The organism is Bradyrhizobium sp. F1.4.3, assembly GCF_040548375.1.
In the GTDB taxonomy this organism is placed as follows: domain Bacteria; phylum Pseudomonadota; class Alphaproteobacteria; order Rhizobiales; family Xanthobacteraceae; genus Bradyrhizobium.
This window is the reverse complement of the sequence record NZ_JBEPRN010000004.1, coordinates 320,137-337,222: the sequence shown is the minus strand read 5'-3', so window position 1 is coordinate 337,222 and position 17,086 is coordinate 320,137. Positions and strand designations below refer to the sequence as shown.

General features: G+C 64.4%; 16 protein-coding genes. 9 read left to right on the top strand and 7 right to left on the bottom strand.

Annotation, left to right across the window (positions count from 1 at the left end; all coding sequences use genetic code 11):
- Positions 1-40: 40 nt before the first annotated feature.
- From ABIB73_RS15770 to ABIB73_RS15755, 4 genes are all read left to right on the top strand, one after another.
- Positions 41-1,771, top strand: a complete 1,731-nt coding sequence (locus ABIB73_RS15770) for a cation:proton antiporter domain-containing protein (protein WP_354225258.1) — start codon at positions 41-43, stop codon at positions 1,769-1,771.
- A 192-nt stretch (positions 1,772-1,963) separates the two neighbouring features.
- Positions 1,964-3,040, top strand: coding sequence for a 3,4-dihydroxy-2-butanone-4-phosphate synthase (gene ribB / locus ABIB73_RS15765; protein WP_354225257.1), 1,077 nt, complete (start codon positions 1,964-1,966; stop codon positions 3,038-3,040).
- Positions 3,041-3,170: 130 nt separating this feature from the next.
- On the top strand, positions 3,171-4,385 hold the full coding sequence (locus ABIB73_RS15760) for an acyl-CoA dehydrogenase (RefSeq protein ID WP_354225256.1): 1,215 nt from the start codon (positions 3,171-3,173) through the stop codon (positions 4,383-4,385).
- Positions 4,386-4,571: 186 nt separating this feature from the next.
- Positions 4,572-5,492 (top strand): MBL fold metallo-hydrolase, encoded by a 921-nt coding sequence (locus ABIB73_RS15755; RefSeq protein ID WP_354225255.1) that lies wholly within the window; start codon positions 4,572-4,574, stop codon positions 5,490-5,492.
- 116 nt (positions 5,493-5,608) lie between these two features.
- On the opposite strand, the gene ABIB73_RS15750 is transcribed toward ABIB73_RS15755, so the two are convergent.
- Entirely contained in the window at positions 5,609-6,463 is an 855-nt protein-coding gene (locus ABIB73_RS15750; RefSeq protein WP_354225254.1) for a DUF1499 domain-containing protein, read from the bottom strand.
- Positions 6,464-6,631: 168 nt separating this feature from the next.
- The gene (locus tag ABIB73_RS15745; protein ID WP_354225253.1) at positions 6,632-8,260 is read right to left on the bottom strand and encodes a fatty-acid--CoA ligase; all 1,629 of its coding nucleotides are present in this window, start codon (positions 8,258-8,260) and stop codon (positions 6,632-6,634) included.
- A 65-nt stretch (positions 8,261-8,325) separates the two neighbouring features.
- Here ABIB73_RS15745 and ABIB73_RS15740 point away from each other — a divergent pair, with 65 nt between their 5' ends.
- On the top strand, positions 8,326-9,378 hold the full coding sequence (locus ABIB73_RS15740; protein ID WP_354225252.1) for an extensin family protein: 1,053 nt from the start codon (positions 8,326-8,328) through the stop codon (positions 9,376-9,378).
- Positions 9,379-9,415: 37 nt separating this feature from the next.
- On the opposite strand, the gene ABIB73_RS15735 is transcribed toward ABIB73_RS15740, so the two are convergent.
- Positions 9,416-10,102: a L,D-transpeptidase gene (locus tag ABIB73_RS15735; protein ID WP_354225251.1), complete on the bottom strand. Its 687-nt coding sequence runs from the start codon at positions 10,100-10,102 to the stop codon at positions 9,416-9,418.
- A 337-nt stretch (positions 10,103-10,439) separates the two neighbouring features.
- Between ABIB73_RS15735 and ABIB73_RS15730 the strand changes: the two genes are divergently transcribed.
- Positions 10,440-11,417, top strand: a complete 978-nt coding sequence (locus ABIB73_RS15730) for a magnesium transporter CorA family protein (protein WP_354225250.1) — start codon at positions 10,440-10,442, stop codon at positions 11,415-11,417.
- Positions 11,418-11,624: 207 nt separating this feature from the next.
- The gene (locus tag ABIB73_RS15725) at positions 11,625-11,843 is read left to right on the top strand and encodes a hypothetical protein (protein ID WP_354225249.1); all 219 of its coding nucleotides are present in this window, start codon (positions 11,625-11,627) and stop codon (positions 11,841-11,843) included.
- A 78-nt stretch (positions 11,844-11,921) separates the two neighbouring features.
- On the opposite strand, the gene ABIB73_RS15720 is transcribed toward ABIB73_RS15725, so the two are convergent.
- From ABIB73_RS15720 to pdxH, 3 genes are all read right to left on the bottom strand, one after another.
- A complete protein-coding gene (locus ABIB73_RS15720) occupies positions 11,922-12,692 on the bottom strand; it encodes a class I SAM-dependent methyltransferase (RefSeq protein ID WP_354225248.1) in 771 nt (256 codons plus the stop codon).
- A 12-nt stretch (positions 12,693-12,704) separates the two neighbouring features.
- Entirely contained in the window at positions 12,705-13,457 is a 753-nt protein-coding gene (locus tag ABIB73_RS15715; RefSeq protein WP_354225247.1) for an SDR family NAD(P)-dependent oxidoreductase, read from the bottom strand.
- A gap of 76 nt (positions 13,458-13,533) precedes the next feature.
- A complete protein-coding gene (pdxH, locus tag ABIB73_RS15710) occupies positions 13,534-14,175 on the bottom strand; it encodes a pyridoxamine 5'-phosphate oxidase (RefSeq protein WP_354225246.1) in 642 nt (213 codons plus the stop codon).
- A 113-nt stretch (positions 14,176-14,288) separates the two neighbouring features.
- Here pdxH and ABIB73_RS15705 point away from each other — a divergent pair, with 113 nt between their 5' ends.
- Entirely contained in the window at positions 14,289-14,696 is a 408-nt protein-coding gene (locus tag ABIB73_RS15705) for an RT0821/Lpp0805 family surface protein (protein WP_354225245.1), read from the top strand.
- 182 nt (positions 14,697-14,878) lie between these two features.
- Entirely contained in the window at positions 14,879-15,844 is a 966-nt protein-coding gene (locus ABIB73_RS15700; protein ID WP_354225244.1) for a DnaJ C-terminal domain-containing protein, read from the top strand.
- 410 nt (positions 15,845-16,254) lie between these two features.
- Here the strand turns inward: ABIB73_RS15700 and ABIB73_RS15695 are convergent, their stop codons facing one another.
- Complete coding sequence (locus tag ABIB73_RS15695; RefSeq protein WP_354225243.1) at positions 16,255-17,025, bottom strand: anti-sigma factor family protein; 771 nt, start codon at positions 17,023-17,025, stop codon at positions 16,255-16,257.
- Between the last annotated feature and the right edge of the window lie 61 nt (positions 17,026-17,086).

The following is a 17,086-nucleotide window of genomic DNA, read 5'->3' as shown; positions in this document are numbered from 1 at the left end:
CACTCGGTCTCTAGGGTGCGGCGAAACGGGCCGATCTGGCATGCACGAACTCATTCGCGATATCACTCTCTGTATTCTGTTTGCCTGGATGCTGGGCCTGCTCGCCCATTTCTCTCGGCAGCCGCTGATCCTGGCCTACCTTATCGCCGGCTTCTGCATTGGTCCATTCGGCGCCGGATGGGTCAAGTCGCAGGAATCGATCGGGGTCATCTCCGAACTCGGCCTGATCTTCATGCTGTTCATGATCGGGCTCGAGATCGACCTGAAGAAGATCGTGCGGGCGGGAAAGGTGATCCTGTTCGCAGCCGGCGGCCAGCTTCTCGGCGGTTGCCTGCTCGGCATCCTGTTCTTCGCGGGCATTGGGCTCACGCTCGGCGGCGGCCATTTCGATGCGCTCTATCTGTGCGTCGCCTGCGCGCTCTCCAGCACTGTCATCATCGTCAAGGTGCTCTACGAGAAGCGCGAACTCGACACGCTGCCTGGCCGCGTCACGCTCGGCGTCCTGGTGCTCCAGGATATCTTCGCCATCCTGTTCCTGGCGGTGCAGCCGAGCCTCGCCAACCTCCAAATCAGCGTCATCCTGCTCTCGATCGGCCGCGTCGCCGTGCTGGTCGCGGCCGCGTTGCTGGTCAGCCGTTACGTGCTGCCGCGGCTGTTTCACCAGATTGCGCGGCGTCCCGAGCTGATCCTGCTCGGTGCGCTCGCCTGGTGCTTTCTCGTCGCCGAGACCGCCGAGCAGCTTTCGCTGTCGCGCGAGATGGGCGCCTTGATCGCCGGCGTCTCGCTCTCGACCTTTCCGTATGCGCTCGACGTCACGGCCAAGGTCACCACGCTGCGCGACTTCTTCATCACGTTGTTCTTCGTCGCGCTCGGCATGACCATTCCCGTGCCCGGCCTCTCGGTGATTGGTCTCGCGCTGCTCATCGCGGCGTTCACGGTGGTGAGCCGCCTCGTCACCACCTTCACCCCGCTCTATCTGATGAAGCAGGGCCTGCGCGCGAGCCTGCTGCCGGCGATCAACCTGGCGCAGATCTCCGAATTCTCGCTGGTGGTGATCCAGACCGGCGTCGCCGACAATCACATCGCCGCCGAGACGGCGAATGCGGCTTCCTTCGCCTTCGTGGTGCTCGCTGTGCTCTCGACCTTCGTGATGACGCGCAGCGACGAGATCACCCGCTGGGCGATCGGCCCCCTCAAGCGGATCGGCCTGCGCGATCTCGATCATGGCAACGGCCATGCCGAGGAGGGGGATGAGGGCGGCCATGGCGAGGCCCGCCGCATCGTGATCCTCGGCTTTTTCCGTGCGGCAAGCGCGCTGCTCGCCGAGATCGAGCGGCAGAACCCGCTGCTGCTCGACCAGATCACCGTGGTCGATTTCAACCCCAATGTGTACCAGACCCTGCTTTCGCGCGGCCTGCACGTAATTTACGGCGACATCAGCAATGTCGACACGCTGCTCCACGCCGGGATCGGCAAGTCCGAGATGATCATCCTCAGCGTGCCGGATGCGCTGTTGAAGGGCGCCAGCAACGAGAAGCTGGTTCGCCACGTCCGCACCCTCAACCCGAATGCCCTGATCGTGGCGACCGCAGATCTGTTGTCCGATGTCGGCGAGCTCTATGGGGCCGGCGCCAGCTATGTCACCGTGACCCGGCTCAGCGACGCCCACGAGCTGTTTACGGTGATCGAAGCCGCCCAGGCGGGCCTCCTGGCCGACAAGCGCGCCGAGCTCGACGTGCGGCTGAGCGAGCGGCGCGAAGTGCTGCCCTGATGGCCTCCGGGCCGCCTTCCTTCCTGAAACATCCGCGCCTATATCGCTGGTATGTTGGGTGCAAGGCCTGAAAGCCTGCCCGCAGACTGCCTCCTGGCATATGCGGTTGCGTCCAGGACACTAGCGCGCGGGCCCAAGTCCGGCTAAGGCGTCCGGCTAAGCCTCCGGCCCATAACCGATAGAGATTGGGAAATGCCCGATACCGTTCAGGAAGTTTTGCAGGCCTTTGCCCGGGGCGAGCTCGTCGTCGTGACCGATGACGAGGATCGCGAGGGCGAGGGCGATTTGATCGTCGCGGCCTCGTTCTGCACGGCCGAGAAGATGGCCTTCATCATCCGCCACACCTCCGGCATCGTCTGCGCGCCGATCACGACGGAGGACGCGCGCCGGCTGCGGCTCGATCCGATGGTCGCCCATAACGACTCCGCCCACACCACCGCGTTCACGGTGTCGATCGACTACAAGCCCGACGGCGGCACCGGCATCTCGGCCGAGGAGCGCGCCTCCTGCTGCCGCGCGCTCTCCAATCCCAATGTCGGCGCCAACGACTTCGCCCGGCCCGGCCACATCTTCCCGCTGATTGCCAAGGACGGCGGCGTGCTCTTGCGCTCCGGCCACACCGAGGCCGCGGTCGATCTTTGCAAGCTTTCGGGGCTTCCGCCGGTCGGCGTCATCAGCGAGTTGATGAATGACGACGGCAGCGTGATGAAGGGCGAGCAGGTCGCCCGCTTCGCCGCCCAGCACAAGCTGAAGCACGTCACCATTGCCGACATGATCGCCTACCGCCAGGCCCGCGAAAAGCTGATCGAGCGGGTCTCGACCTTCGTCACCGAAAGCCCGATTGGACCCTTGCAAGGCTATGCCTACCGCTCGCCGTTCGATTCCATCGCCCACGTCGCTTTCGTCTATAACGGCGTCGGCGACGGCAAGAACGTGCTGACGCGTTTCCACAAGCCGAATATCGTCAAGGACACCTTCACCGGCCACAAGCGTATGGCGGCCGTGCTCGAGCACTTCAAGAAGTCGGGCCGCGGCGTGCTGGTCTATTTGCGAGACGGCGCGGCCGGTGTCCCCGTGTCGCCGCTGCCGGATGAGACGTCGACGGAGGCCGACCGCAACCGCCAGTGGCGCGAGGTCGGCGTCGGCGCGCAGATCCTGCGCGATCTCGGCGTCAGCTCGATCCGCCATCTCACCTCGTCGGTGCACGACTACAAGGGATTGTCGGGTTTCGGTATCGAGATCGTCGCCAACGAACAGCTCGACACCTGACAACGTCGTTCCAGGTTGGCGCTGATGCGCGCCCCGGAATGACCGAAACCAGGATGCAATTGCACTTGTTGCCGCGGCGCTTTAGTTTGTCGGGCAATTCTTGACGGAACCAGATGCGAAAGGACGTTTCATGAGCGTGCGCCCTCAGGCCAAGGACAAGCCGGCTTCGGCTTCTTTCCAGTGGGACGATCCGTTCCTGCTCGACGAGCAGCTCACCGAGGACGAGCGCATGGTACGCGATACCGCTCGCGCTTATGCCCAGGACAAGCTGCTGCCGCGCGTCACCAAGGCCTATCTCGAAGAAAAGACCGATCGCGAGATCTTCAACGAGATGGGTGAGCTCGGCCTGATCGGCATCACGCTGCCGGAGGAATATGGCTGCGCGAATGCGAGCTACGTCGCCTATGGCCTCGTCGCACGCGAGATCGAGCGGGTCGATTCCGGCTATCGCTCGATGAATTCGGTGCAGTCCTCGCTGGTGATGTACCCGATCTACGCCTATGGCGACGAGAACCAGCGCAAGAAGTACCTGCCGAAGCTTGCCAGCGGCGAGTGGGTCGGCTGCTTCGGCCTGACCGAGCCCGACGCAGGCTCCGATCCGGCCGGGATGAAGACCCGGGCCGAGAAGGTCTCGGATGGTTATCGCCTGACCGGCAGCAAGATGTGGATCTCGAACGCACCGATCGCCGACGTGTTCGTGGTCTGGGCCAAATCCGCCGCGCACGACAACCAGATCCGCGGCTTCGTGCTGGAGAAGGGCATGAAGGGCCTGTCCGCGCCGAAGATCGGCGGCAAGCTGTCGTTGCGCGCCTCGATCACCGGCGAGGTCGTGATGGACGGCGTCGTGGTTCCGGAAGACGCGCTGCTGCCCAACGTCTCTGGCCTCAAGGGTCCGTTCGGCTGCCTCAATCGCGCCCGCTACGGCATCTCCTGGGGCGCGCTTGGCGCCGCGGAGGACTGCATGCACCGCGCCCGCCAGTACACGCTCGACCGCAAGCAGTTCGGCAAGCCGCTGGCCGCGACCCAGCTGGTGCAGAAGAAGCTCGCCGACATGCAGACCGAGATCGCGCTGGGCCTCCAGGGCTCATTGCGCGTCGGCCGCCTGATGGACGAGGGCAAGTTCGCGCCCGAGATGATCTCGATCGTCAAGCGCAACAATTGCGGCAAGGCGCTCGACATCGCCCGCGTCGCGCGCGACATGCACGGCGGCAACGGCATCTCGATCGAGTATCACGTGATGCGCCACGTCCATAACCTCGAGACCGTCAACACCTACGAGGGCACCCACGACGTCCACGCCCTGATCCTGGGCCGCGCCATCACGGGCATCCAGGCATTTTTCTGAGCGTTTCGGGGCTCGGAGGTGGTCGATTTGCTCCGCCGTCATCGTCCGCCTTGTGCGCATTGCGCACTGGAGCGGACGATCCAGTATCCCGGAGACCTCGCCTTCGCCTCAGGCGCCGCGGCGTACTGGATACCCCGCCTTCGCGGGGTATGACACGAGAGTGTGGCTGTACGTACAGGAAATGCCATGTCCGAGAACGACGACGTCCCGTTCAACCGCAACTTTCCGCTCAAGCCTGGAATCGTCGAGGAAGTCCGCCCGGGCGTGCGGCGCGTGCTCTGTAACAATCCGAGCCCCTTCACCTTCACCGGCACGGTCAGCTACATCGTAGGCCGAGGGAGTGTCGCGCTGGTCGATCCCGGTCCGGATGACGAGGCCCATGCGGCCGCACTGCTCGATGCCGTGCGCGGCGAGACCGTGACGCATATCCTCGTCACCCACACCCATCGCGACCACTCGCCCAACACCGCGCGGATCAAGCAGGCGACCGGCGCGACCGTCTATGCCGAGGGGCCGCATCGCGCCTCGCGGCCGCGCTTCGAGAGCGAGAAGCACAATCCGGAGTCTGGCGCCGACCGCGATTTCGCGCCGGATGTCAGGATCGCCCATGGCGACGTCGTCGAAGGCGCCGGCTGGCGGCTCGAGGCCGTCGCGACGCCCGGCCACACCGCCAATCATCTTGCGTTCGCCTGGCCCCAGCGGAAGTTCAACTTCGTCGGCGATCACGTGATGGGCTGGTCGACCTCGATCGTGGCGCCGCCCGACGGCTCGATGATCGACTACATGGAGTCGCTCGACCGGCTCGCCGCGCGCGAGGAGGATCTGTACTTCTCCGGCCACGGTCCCGAGATACCGGACGGCCCGCGCTTCGTGCGCTTCCTGATCCGCCACCGCAAGGCGCGTGAGGCGTCGATCCTGCATCGCCTGGCCAAGGGTGAAGCCGATATCCCGACCATGGTGCGCGCGATTTATATCGGCATCGATCCGCGGCTGACGACGGCGGCCGGCTATTCGGTGCTGGCGCATCTGGAAGATCTGGTCGCGCGCGGCGTGGTGGCGACGGACGGCGATCCCGTGATTGGCGGGACGTATCGGATGGCTAGCTAGTCTCTCGTCGTTCCGGGGCGCGCGCTAGCGCGAACCCGGAATCCATTTATCCGCGGACGCTGCGGCCTGATGGATTCCGGGTTCGCCGCTTCGCATCGCCCCGGAATGACGAGATCCTATTTCTTCACCGTCTTCGCCGGCGCCTTGGGCGGCGTGACGGGGGTCTTCTTCACCGGCTTCAGCGCGTCGGCATCGGCGGCGGTGTTGAGATCGTCGATGAATTTTGTCACGCGCGCGGCGTTGCTGCCGAGGTCGCTCTCGAAATAGCGCGAGGCTGAGCGGATATCGACACGGGAGTCGTCGCCATCGGGCACGACCCTGATGGAGATGTCCTCGCGCAGCCCCATGATCGGCGTGCGGGCCACCGCCTCGATGCGGCCGATGCGGCGCGGCGGCTGCGGCGCGCGCTCGTCGATGACGAGCCATTTGCGCTTGTTGACGAGCTGGAGCGCGATCGCATAGGCGCGGTCGACCGGGATCTCGAGTTCGATCGGCTCGATGTCGGGATAGAACTGGCGTTGCTGCTCGGCCGAATAGAGGCCGGCATAGACCGCCGGGTTTGCGCCGTCGCCGGTTCGCAACCGCGCCAGCGCGTCGAAGCGCGGCGGATTGATCGGATCGGTGGTGATGTCGTGGATTGGTGGCAGCTTGCGGTATTGCAGGCCGAGATAGGCGGGGTAGGCGAGGATCGCTCCGTTGATCAGGAAGGCGAGCAGGATGCGCGCCATGCCGCGCGAGCCGTTCTGCCAGATCGCGGCAAAGCCGGCGAGGCCGAACAGGATGGAGAGCGCTGCGATCGCCAGGCCGCCGAAGAAGGTGACGAGCGCCGGCTTCGGCTCCAGAAAGCCGAAGCGGACGATGATGATCGACACCACCACCGCCACCACCGCGAACACGGCCAGATTGCGCGCCCAGCTCGCCAGGCTGGACACGGGCTCCGACTGGTAGGGAGCGGAAAACCTGCGGGCCATCGGGTGAGCTCTGCCGGGGTTTTGAGGCGTCGCCGCGCGAAACGGCGGGATTGCCGGATGCGCCGTTGAGACCACGGTCCCGCGGCAAATTCAAGGGAGTCCGGGTTGTTACGGCCGTCATTCCGGGTTTGCCCTGCGGGCGTCCCGGAATGACGTGCGAGGCGGTCGCTACGCCGCCGCGTTCGGGAAGCGGTATTCCTTGAACTGGTCGCGTAGCGCCGTCTTCAGGATCTTGCCCGTTGCCGTGTGCGGGATGCCGTCGACGAAAGCGACGTCGTCGGGCATCCACCATTTGGCGATCTTGCCGTCCATGTATTTGAGGATGTCGTCGCGCGTGGCCTGCTGGCCCTGCTTGAGCTGCACGATCAAAAGCGGCCGCTCGTCCCATTTGGGGTGGAAGACACCGATCACGGCGGCTTCCGCCACGGCCGGATGGCCGACCGCGAGGTTTTCGAGGTCGATCGAGGAGATCCACTCGCCGCCGGACTTGATCACGTCCTTGGAGCGGTCGGTGATCCGCATGAAACCGTCCTCGTCGATGGTCGAGACGTCACCGGTGTCGAAGAAGCCGTCCTCGTCGAGGATGTTGGCGTCGAGGCGGAAATAGGCCTTGGCGACCGCGGGGCCGGAGACTTTCAGGCGGCCAAAAGTCTTGCCGTCCCACGGCAGCTCCTTGCCGGCATCGTCGGTGATCTTCATCTCGACGGCGAAGGGCGCATAGCCCTGCATCTGGAGCACGTCGAGCTGTTTCTCACCCGTCGCATCGGCAAATGGCGGCTTCAGCGCCGAGACGCTGCCGATCGGGCTCATTTCGGTCATGCCCCAGGCGTGACGGACGTTCGCGCCCATGTCGAGGAACGCCTTGATCATCGAGCGCGGCATCGCCGAGCCGCCGCAGATCACCATCTTCAGGTCCGGCAGCTTCAGATTGTTGGCCGCCATATGCTGGAGCAGCATCAGCCACACCGTCGGCACGCCGGCGGTGTGCGTCACCTTCTCGGTCGAGAGCAGCTCGTAGACCGAGGCGCCATCGAGCTTGGGACCGGGCATCACGAGCTTGGTGCCCTGCGAGGGTGCTGAGAAAGCGATGCCCCAGCTGTTGGCATGGAACAGCGGAACCACTGGCAACATCGTCTCGGAAGCACTGGTGCCGAGCGCGTCGACATTGTTGGCCATCAGCGCGTGCAGCACGTTGGAACGATGCGAGTACAGCACGCCCTTGGGATCGCCCGTTGTGCCGGAGGTGTAGCACATCGCGGCCGCCGTGTTCTCGTCAAAGTCTTTCCATTTGAACTTGCCGTCGGCCTCCGCGATCCAGTCCTCGTAGGCCACGACATTCTTCAACGTGGTCTCAGGCATATGCGCCTTGTCGGTGAGGACGATGTAACGCTCGACGCTCGGCAGCTTGTCGGCGAGCTTCTCCAGCACGGGCACGAAGGTGAGGTCGGTCATCACGATGCGGTCCTGCGCATGGTTGATGATCCAGGCGATCTGCTCGGGGAAAAGGCGGGGATTGACGGTATGGCAGATGGCGCCGATGCCCATGATGCCGTACCAGACCTCGAGATGGCGCCAGGTGTTCCAGGCGATCGTGGCGACACGGTCGCCGAGCTTGATGCCGTCGCGCTCCAGCATCTGCGAGACCTTGAGCGCACGCTTGTGGATTTCGGCATAGGTGGTGCGATGGATCGGTCCCTCGACCGAGCGCGTCACGACCTCCTGCTTGCCATGAATCCTGGCAGCGTGTTCGATGATCCGGTGGCAGAGCAGGGGCCAATCTTGCATCAAACCAAGCATTCAGACGTTCCTCCGAGGTGGGCTGGACTTTGTTATCGCTCTCAGCGCTGGGCCAAAGAATTGTCATGAGTTTTAGCCTGCCGGACTTTCGCCGCAAATGGTCTTGTCGCGGCTATATGTCCACAGGCGCGGCAATGGTTACCGTCGGGCTCGGGCTGTTGCCTGTGCTGCCAACCCCCGCGGATGCGCGAAAATATGCTGCGCCGCTCGATATCTTTGGCCTTGGTACACCACGGCGGCGCGCGCCCGTTCATACCGCCAAGATCCCCTTGCCCAGGCAGCGGCCGGAGGATGCCCCCAAAACATCGGACAAGGGCTCGCGGGAGGCTCCGGCCGCCGAGGGCAAACCGCCCGCCGAGCCCGCGCCGCCGCCCGAGAAGCAGGCCTCAGCCTGCCGGCTCGCGCTGACCGAGAAGATCGCGATTGCGCCCTCCATTCCCGATATCCGTGGCCCCGGCGGCTGCGGCGGCGAGGATCTGGTGCGGCTGGAAGCCATCGTGCTGCCGGACAAGCGCAAGGTCGCGGTCAAGCCGGCGGCGGTCCTCCGCTGCACCATGGCGTCCGCGATCGCCGATTGGGTGCGCACGGACATGGTGCCGCTGGCCGCGAGCCTCGGCTCGACCATCAGCGACCTCGACAATTTCGATAGCTTCGAGTGCCGCGGCCGCAACCGTATCGTCGGCGCGATGCTATCCGAGCACGGCAAGGCCAACGCGCTCGATGTCCGCGCAATCAAGCTCGCCAATGGGCAGTCGATCGGCCTGACCGACCGCACCCTGTCGCGCGAGGTGCGCGAGCGCGTGCTGCATTCGGTCTGCTCGCGCTTTTCCACCGTGCTCGGTCCCGGCTCGGACTGGTATCACGAGGACCACATCCATCTCGACCTGGCGCAGCGGCGCAACGATTACCGGATCTGCCAGTGGAATGTCTGGGACCCCGTGCCCCAGGTCGCCCCGCTGCTGCCGGCGGAACGTCCCGATGAGGCGCCGCCGCGCGAGGTCGCATCCAAGCCGGAGATGACGAAGGACGGAGCCGACGATCAGGAGAGCGCGAAGCCTGCCGACAAGCCGGTCGCTGACTCCGGCAAGAGCAAGCCGGCAACAAAAAAGCGCCGGTGAAACCGGCGCTTTTGAAGATCCTCAGATCAGGCGGCGATCAGTAGCTGCCGGCCTGGCCGACGCCGCCGCCCTGGAGGGCGAGGCGCGAGTTGTAGGGCGAGTCGCCGTGCTTCGGCTCGAGCACCACGACGATGGTGCCGATCTTGACGCGGCTGTAGAGATCGATCGCGTCCTCGTTGGTCAGGCGGATGCAGCCCGAGGAGATCGACGCGCCGATATATTCAGGCTGGTTGGTGCCGTGAATGCGGAACAGCGTGTCCTTGCCGCCCGAGTAGAGATACATCGCGCGGGAGCCCATCGGATTGTCCGGACCGGGCGCGACATAGGTCGGCACGCCCAGGCGCGAGATCTCGCCGGCGGTCGGGTGCCAGGCCGGCCATTCCGTCATGCTGCCGACCTTGGCGATGCCGGACCAGGCCATGGCCTCTTCGCCGACGGTGATGCCGTAGCGGATCGCCTTGCCGCCATCCATCACGTAATAGAGGTAATGGTTGTCGGAATCGACCACGATCGAGCCCGGCGATTCCTTGCGGTGGTAGTCGACGATGGCACGGCGGAACGGCTCTGCCACCGGCGTATTCTCGTACCGGATCTTGGCAAGGAGTTCCTTGTCCTTCGGCTTGAAATTCTGCGTGTTGGTGGCTTCGAAATGCGTGGCCTGCATGCAGCCCGACAGCATGAAGCCAGCAGCCAGAATTCCCAACATAACTTTCAGCGACGACATAGTTTGGTTCCAATCAAAACAATACCGCGCAGGTCCTGAGCGTAGCACCCAAGGCCCTCGACTCCGTTAATCCCATTATCGTTGAAATCTGCCACAATTCCAGCTTTTAGGGGCTTTTCCCGCGCTGCGAGACCAGACCTGTGGCTTTTCTGCCGCATATTTTGCGACCCTGTGCTGGTTTCGCGGCAAAGGATGCTGAACTGTCGATTCCTTGCCACGGTTGAGCCACGAGGCGGCCACAAATGCAAACGCTCCGTTAATGTGCTTGTCATCATGAACTTGTCAGAATCGCGCTAAGAGCTGACAGCCTGTCGCAGGCTAAGTGCTGGAGTTGTTCATGTATTCTGTGTTCGTTCCGACCGACTCCTCCCTCAAGAAGGCCGTCGTCGAGGATCTTGCGGCGGTGCCGGAGCACGCGGTGTGGATCGACCTGTTCAACCCGACCGCGGCCGAGGACAAGGCCGTGGAGCGGCTTTCGGGGATCGCGATCCCGACCCGGGAGGACATGCAGGAGATCGAGATCTCCAGCCGCCTCTATATCGAGAACGGCGCGCGCTACATGACCGCGACGCTGATGTGCCATTCCGATACCGACATGCCCCGGACCACGGCGGTGACCTTCATTCTCGGCGACCATCGTTTGGTGACGGTGCGCTACGATCAGCCCAAGCCGTTCGCGCTGGTCGAGGCCAAGCTGGCCCGCTCCTGCGCGCCCACGATCACCGGGGAGATGGTGCTGGTGGAACTTCTCGACGCAGTGATCGACCGCTGTGCCGACATTCTGGAGAAATGCGGCGCCGACATCGACCAGGTTTCGCACGACATCTTCGAGCCCGAGAGCGAGCGCCACGGCCACGCCAAGCAGTATTCGCAGATCCTGATCTCGATCGGCCGCAAGGGCGATTTGACCTCGAAGGTTCGCGAGAGCCTGGTCTCGATCGGCCGCGTCGTCACCTTCCTGTCCGCGGTGGTGGAGGGCGTGAAATGGTCGAAGGACATGCGGGAGCAGCTCAAGACCATGCAGCGCGACGTTGTCTCGCTAACCGACCACGCCTCCTATCTCTCCAGCAAGATCACCTTCGTGCTCGACGCCATGCTCGGCGTCGTCAATCTCGAGCAGAACAACATCATCAAGCTGTTTTCGGTCATGGCTGTTGTCCTGATGCCGCCGACGCTGATCGCCTCGATCTACGGCATGAACTTCAAGGCGATGCCGGAGCTCGATTGGGCGCACGGTTATCCGTACGCGCTGGTCCTGATGCTGTTTGCCGCGATCGTTCCATACTGGATCTTCAAGTGGAAGAAGTGGCTCTGATCCCATCGCGCTCTCGGAAAATAGTGACCGAGACCTTACGCCGGTCGCAGAGACGCGGCGGATGGTGTCGCAGAATAGAGCGGGATTGCGGCTGCGCCATGATGCCTGTTCTCCGCCCCAATTCCTCCGGTAAAATTTGAGCGGTGGACTGAACGTTTGCGCGAAACTTGTCTGCGATAACCAGCGGGTTAGCCGCGAGGAACAGCCATGGTTGAAAAACACATAACGACGCCCCGCAACGTCATCGATCTGGCGAGCTATCGTCAGGTCGCGGCGAGCGGCAAGGCGCCGTCGTTGTCGGCACGCATGTGCCGGCACTGTGGTGCTCCGCTGCTCGACGGTGAGAACGACGACGACTGCTCGACTGCAATCAACGCTGCCGCTCCGCGGCTGCGCGAACAGTCACGTCGGTTTCGAGTCGATTGAGGAACGGAAGGGTTAGGCGATCCAGGTCTTGCGGCGGCTTCGTCTGGATCGCCTTGCTTCCGCCCTTCGGCAAATCAGCTAGCGCTTCACGATCTGCGCCGTCGAGACGATGGTCTCGGCGATCATGCCGTCACGGCTGAACGAAGTCAGGTGTTTTTCGACATCGCGCAGCATCGCCTCGACATTCTCGCCCAGAGCGTCCGGCGAAGATGACGAGTAGGTGAGGGTGCGTCGTGCAAGGTCCTGCACGCCGACTGTGTGGCTTGTCTCGACCGCGACGCTCTCAGTGGGCTGAAAGGCGCTGCCGCGAAAGAACGCGGGAAGGTCGCGATGGGCCCGCGTGCCCCTGCCGGCCTCCTCCCAGAGTTGGACCGGCGACCAGCACCGCCGGGCTTCGTTGTAGCCATCAAGCCACGGGTTGCGGCCGTCGGTGGCGGGGAACGAGGCACAGATCGTGATCGCGCCGTCGCGGGCGACCAGCCGATCGAGCACTGCAAGCGTCGGGTCGCGATCCATCCAATGCAGGGCACGGCCGACCGACACGACATCGAAGCTGCCGATGTCGGGAGCAAGCGTCTCGGCCTTGCCTTCGATCAGCGCGAGAGCGTGGCCCGCGCGCGCCGCCGCGCGTCGCGCCGCCTCGAGCATTGCGGGTTCGGGGTCGACGCCGACGATGTGGCCGACATAGGGAGCGAAGCCGAGCGCCAGCAGCCCAGGTCCGGTTCCGAGGTCGATCAAGGCGCATCGTTTGGATAAGCCGAGCTTTTGCGCGACGCTGCGAAAGAATTCGGGCGGATAAGGCGGCCGTAAATGCTCGTAGAGTGACGCAGTGCTCGCGAACCGGCTCATGCTTCGCCTGGCCTACACGTGCTGGCCGCCGTTGATGTGGATCTCGGCGCCGTTGACGTAGGACGAGGTGTCCGTGCACAGCACGTAGATGATCTTGGCGACCTCGTCGGGCGTGCCGAGCCGGTGCAGCGGGATCTGCTGGTCGACGATCTTCTCGGTGCCCGGCGACAGGATCGAGGTGTCGATCTCACCCGGCGCGATCGCGTTGACGCGCACGCCGATGCGGCCGAAGTCCGACGCCATCTCGCGTGTCAGGGATGCGAGTGCGGCCTTGGAGGTCGCATAGGCCGCGCCCGCAAAGGGATGCACGCGCGAGCCCGCGATCGAGGTGACGTTCACCACCGAGCCCCTGGCCGCCTTCAACTCCTCGATCAACCCGCGCGCCATCATGATCGGCGCGAAGAAGTTGACGTGGAAGACGTGCGTCCAGGTGTCGAGATCGGTGTCGATCGAGCCGAGCCGGGAGCCGCCCGACCCCTTCGGCGAGATCGCGGCATTGTTGACCAGCGCATGCAGCATGCCGCCTTCGAGGCGGTTGCGGATGTCGGAGATCGCGCGCGCCGTGTCCACCGGAGTGGCGAGGTCGACCTGGATGTGGTCCTCGGGGCCGGCGTCCCACGGACAATCCTCCGGGAACGGATGCCGCGAGCAGGTGATGACGCGCCAGCCCGCCGAGGAGAAACGGATCACGGTGGCATGGCCGATGCCGCGGCTCGCCCCGGTCAGGAGCAGCGTACGGCGCGGCGCATTGGAGGACTGCGGCATGAAGGTCTTTCAGGTTAGAGCATGATCCGGAAAAGTGTGCAGCGGTTTTCCGAAAAGATCATGCTCAAACAAAATGCTAAGGGTACATCCGCGTCTTGGACCACGGCTGGCCGGCCGCGTCACGGCGAAATTCGATGCGGTCGTGCAGACGGAATGGGCGGTCGTGCCAGAACTCGATGCGCGAGGGCGTGATGCGCCAGCCGCTCCAGCCCGGCGGCCGCGGGACCTCGCCGATGATGTGCTTGGCCGCGACCTTGGCGATGGCCTGCTCGAAGGCGAAGCGGCTCTCCAGCTCCTGCGACTGCTTGCTTGCCCAGGCGCCGATCTGCGCCTGCTTGGGCCGCGTGGCGAAGTAGGCGTCGGCCTCGGCCTCGGTCACCGGCGTCACGTTGCCGCGGATGCGGACCTGACGGCGCAGCGACTTCCAGTGAAAAAGTAACGCCGCCTTAGGATTTGCGGCGAGTTCGCGGCCCTTCTGGCTCGCGATGTGGCTGTAGAAGACGAAACCGTCGGCATCGAAGCCTTTCATCAGCACCATGCGCACGTCGGGCAGGCCGTCGGGATCGACGGTTGCGAGCGCCATCGCGTTCGGATCGTTCGGCTCGCTCTTGATCGCCTCGTTCAGCCAGGCCTCGAACAGCGCAAAAGGCTCGTCGGCGGCGGTGAAATCACCGGATGTTAAGGGTGTCTGGTGTTTCATCGAGGTCGTGTCGGTCATGTCTGGAGTCCGAGTTGCGTCCCGCGGCCCAAAACGCGTTGTTGTCCGCTACCGCCCTATATAGGGCATGGGGGCGCGTTGGCCTATCGGCGATGCGGCCGTCCGGCTTCGTCATGATGATGATTCTGATCGGTCTGGGCGCCGGCGGCTGCAGCTTCTCCCGCAATGACGGCAATGCCTACGCCAAGGCCGACGACAACGATCTCACCGGCTCGGTCGTGCGGCAGGGAAAGGACGCCGCGCCGACCGAGACCGATCTCGCCTTCGCCCGCAACGCCGCCTCCGACGTTCTGAGCAAGGACGACAAGGATTCCAGCCAGCACTGGGAAAATCCGGAGACCGGCGCGCGGGGCTCGGTGACGCCGATAGCGCAGTCCTACGCCGCCGAGGACGGTCGCAAGTGCCGCGACTTCCTGGCGAGCTATGTCAACGGGAACACCGAAAGCTGGCTTCAGGGCGCCGGCTGCCAAAGCAGCCGTGGCCGTTGGGAGATTCATACGCTAAAGCCGTGGCGGAGCTGATCCGGACCCGAAGGGCCGCGTTCGCGAAAAGTGGGAACCGGTTTTCCGATAAGATCATGCTCCAAACGTAGAGAATCAGCTCCGAAAGCTAGTTGCAAAAATGCCACTCGCCCCCCACATGAAACGCAGATGGGGCGGGGAGCCCTTTGACCATACCGATTTCCCAAGAGGAGACGTGACGGATGCGCGACCCCTATGAGGTCTTGGGGGTGCCGCGGAGCGCCAACGCTGCCGCGATCAAGAGCGCCTATCGCAAGCTTGCCAAGAAGCATCATCCTGACAGCAACAAGGACGATCCGAAGGCCGCCGAGCGCTTCGCTGAGCTCAATTCGGCCAACGAAATCCTCGGCGACGAGGACAAGCGCAAGCAGTTCGACCGCGGCGAGATCGACGCCGACGGCAAGCCGCGCTTCCAGGGTTTTCCGGGCGGCGGCGGTCCGCGCGGGCGCGCGGGTCCGGGCGGCTTCGAGAGCTATACGTTTCGTAGCGGCGGCGCTGGCCCCGGTCAGGGCGCGGGCGCGTTCGAGGATATCCTCAACAGCATGTTCGGCGGCGGGGTGCGCGGTGCGCGGCCGGGGGCCGGCGGCGGTGCCCAGTTCGAATTCGACACCGGCGGGATCGGGCTCGATCTCGACGTGAATGTCGCCATGTCCGTCTCGCTGGAAGAGTCGGTCAAGGGTGGCGAGAAGCGCGTCCGGCTGCCGAACGGCAAGGAGCTCAACGTCAAGATTCCGGCCGGCGTCGTCGAGGGTCAGCAGATCCGGTTGAGGGGACAGGGCGAGAGCGCCCAAGGCCATCCGCCCGGCGATCTCCTGATCACCATCAGCATCGCGCCGCACCCCTTCTTCAAGGTCGAAGGTGCCGACCTGCGCATCGAGCTGCCGGTCACGCTGTACGAGGCGGTGCTCGGCGGCAAGGTCCGCGTGCCCACACTCGGCAATGCGGTGGAACTGTCGGTCCCGAAAAACACCTCCAGTGGCCGGACCTTCCGTCTGAAAGGTAAGGGCTTGCCGAAATCCAGCGGAACCGGGGATCTCTTCGTCTCCATCAGGATTATGCTACCGGACGGGAACGACGCCGAGCTTGAGGCATTGATGGAAAAGTGGCGGGACCAACACCCCTACAATCCACGTAGCGGGCTTGGCTGAAGCGTGATCCGGAAAAGTGCGCAGCGGTTTTCCGAAAAGATCATGCGCAAACAAAGAGCTAAAGCGCGAGCCATCGCGATTTAGGGCGAGATCGCAACTGAAGGGGTTCTCCTAAAGGCTGAGAGCATCATCCGTGCAGATGATGCTCATCATATGTCCGAGGCGTGGTAGCGCTTCTTGGCTCACGTACTCGACGTGTCGGCTGTCCGGCGGGGCAGTCGATAAAAAGGTGCGGCCTCGAGAGGGGGACCAGCGCGGTACCAAAAACCCCAATCGAGGCCGCCCGCGTCGATCGGCGGATCGAACGCTGCTCATTTTCGCGTGAGCATCCGGTGCGATAATGAGACGCGCCGATGTCTTGATTCCAAATTTTCAATGTCGGAATCGAGGCACCGCGTTCGTGCGGTTGTCTAGCCGCCGTTTTTCTCTGCCTGGTCGTAAACGGCCTGCGCCACCTTGGTCAGCCGGTCACGGTCGCTGCCGCCACTGACAACGTAGCCGACGCCGCGGTCGGCCCAGAACAGCGCCCCGTCCTTGTCCGCCCTAGCGTAACGCATCTGCGTTGCGCCGCTCTCGGTCTTGGAGGTGTAGATCGTGTAGCGCTCGCCCGAGGCGCCTTCATACATCAGGAACGACGCCGGGCCGTTCGGTCCCGGCAGCAGCCGGCCGCCGACCAGCTTCAGCCCGCTCGCCTCCAGATTGGGCGCGAACACGGTCCAGCCGCAGCGCCTGGTCAGCCAGGCCTGGAGGTGGTCGCGCTCGTTGCCAGGGACCTCGACGGGATGGCGGACCTCGACGACGTAGAGCCGGTGGGCGTCGAGCGCGTCTTCCGTGAAACTCTGGAAGGTCGAGGGTGCGTTGGCGGCGCCATGTGCCACCCAGCCGGCGGTGCCGCCGGCCACGAAAGCAACCAGCGCGGCCGCAACCGCGCCGTAGAGCCATTGCCGCGGGCGGCGCTCCAGCCGCTCGAGCTCCAGCCGCGCTGGCACCGGCTCCAGGGCGACGCTGTCGTAGCGGGCATGCAGCATCTCGGCCATGGCGCGCCAGGATTGCACCCGCTCGGCGTCCTCGGGGCGGGTGGCAAGCCAGGCCTCGACGTCGGCACGGCGCTCGGCCGGCAGCTCGTCGTCGACATAGGCGTGCAGCTCGTCTTCGGTAATGGGAATATTGCGGTCGTTCATATCGGTCGTCTCTGGCTCTGCGGCCCAAAATATCCTTCGTGGATCAACTTCGCTCGCCTCG

Coding starts and splice junctions, on each gene's coding strand:
- ABIB73_RS15770 (WP_354225258.1), top strand. CDS start 41: ATGCACGAACTCATTCGCGATATCACTCTCTGTATTCTGTTTGCCTGG.
- ribB (WP_354225257.1), top strand. CDS start 1,964: ATGCCCGATACCGTTCAGGAAGTTTTGCAGGCCTTTGCCCGGGGCGAG.
- ABIB73_RS15760 (WP_354225256.1), top strand. CDS start 3,171: ATGAGCGTGCGCCCTCAGGCCAAGGACAAGCCGGCTTCGGCTTCTTTC.
- ABIB73_RS15755 (WP_354225255.1), top strand. CDS start 4,572: ATGTCCGAGAACGACGACGTCCCGTTCAACCGCAACTTTCCGCTCAAG.
- ABIB73_RS15750 (WP_354225254.1), bottom strand. CDS start 6,463: ATGGCCCGCAGGTTTTCCGCTCCCTACCAGTCGGAGCCCGTGTCCAGC.
- ABIB73_RS15745 (WP_354225253.1), bottom strand. CDS start 8,260: ATGCTTGGTTTGATGCAAGATTGGCCCCTGCTCTGCCACCGGATCATC.
- ABIB73_RS15740 (WP_354225252.1), top strand. CDS start 8,326: ATGAGTTTTAGCCTGCCGGACTTTCGCCGCAAATGGTCTTGTCGCGGC.
- ABIB73_RS15735 (WP_354225251.1), bottom strand. CDS start 10,102: ATGTCGTCGCTGAAAGTTATGTTGGGAATTCTGGCTGCTGGCTTCATG.
- ABIB73_RS15730 (WP_354225250.1), top strand. CDS start 10,440: ATGTATTCTGTGTTCGTTCCGACCGACTCCTCCCTCAAGAAGGCCGTC.
- ABIB73_RS15725 (WP_354225249.1), top strand. CDS start 11,625: ATGGTTGAAAAACACATAACGACGCCCCGCAACGTCATCGATCTGGCG.
- ABIB73_RS15720 (WP_354225248.1), bottom strand. CDS start 12,692: ATGAGCCGGTTCGCGAGCACTGCGTCACTCTACGAGCATTTACGGCCG.
- ABIB73_RS15715 (WP_354225247.1), bottom strand. CDS start 13,457: ATGCCGCAGTCCTCCAATGCGCCGCGCCGTACGCTGCTCCTGACCGGG.
- pdxH (WP_354225246.1), bottom strand. CDS start 14,175: ATGACCGACACGACCTCGATGAAACACCAGACACCCTTAACATCCGGT.
- ABIB73_RS15705 (WP_354225245.1), top strand. CDS start 14,289: ATGATGATGATTCTGATCGGTCTGGGCGCCGGCGGCTGCAGCTTCTCC.
- ABIB73_RS15700 (WP_354225244.1), top strand. CDS start 14,879: ATGCGCGACCCCTATGAGGTCTTGGGGGTGCCGCGGAGCGCCAACGCT.
- ABIB73_RS15695 (WP_354225243.1), bottom strand. CDS start 17,025: ATGAACGACCGCAATATTCCCATTACCGAAGACGAGCTGCACGCCTAT.